Source organism: Bremerella sp. JC817 (assembly GCF_040718835.1).
In the GTDB taxonomy this organism is placed as follows: Bacteria; Planctomycetota; Planctomycetia; order Pirellulales; family Pirellulaceae; genus Bremerella.
Window position 1 is genome coordinate 1 of the sequence record NZ_JBFEFG010000230.1, and the last position, 616, is coordinate 616.

The following is a 616-nucleotide window of genomic DNA, read 5'->3' on the forward strand; positions in this document are numbered from 1 at the left end:
CAGCGATCACCGCTGCCACGCTCTTGAAAACGTGGACGATCAGGGCGGCTGGCCCGATGAAGACGACATTCGAGCGGCCTTCGACGCTCTCGGCTATCCGCAGGTTGAGACCGCTTGCTGAGGCACCCGCTACGTCAGTGCCCGCGAAAGGCATGCTTGAGCACGACCGTAGTCGGCATCAAACCTTTGGCGTAAGCAGTTCGGATATACGTTCTCCCCGAGGCATTGTGTTGCGTCTCGGGGAGGCGATCGCGATACCCGCCTCGGTTGGCGAGCGTTGCTATTTCACTTCTGCCACCAGCACTGCTGAAGCGACAGGCCCGCCGAGAACTGGAACGTGCGATCCTGGAAATCCGTTCGGCTGGCTTCGGCGAAGACGACATTCGTGCTCACGAGAACGAACTGCGTCGTGTGACCGGTGCCTTGGCAACGCCACGCTTGAACGCCGACGTCGAAGTTCCGCTGACGCAGCGTGAAAGCGAAGCGAAGTGCTTCAACAGAAGCTACTCCAGCATGACGTGCCCCCTCCACCGTTCGCGATGCGGAACGATCCCTGGCAGCTCGATCCGGCCACGCCGGAACCGACCTCCGCTGACTGATTTACCCTACTTCCATG

1 pseudogene is annotated in these 616 nt (G+C 60.7%); it reads left to right on the plus strand.

Annotation, left to right across the window (positions count from 1 at the left end):
* Nucleotides 1–267: 267 nt before the first annotated feature.
* Nucleotides 268–616, plus strand: a pseudogene (locus AB1L30_RS01195) (hypothetical protein); the annotation flags it as partial.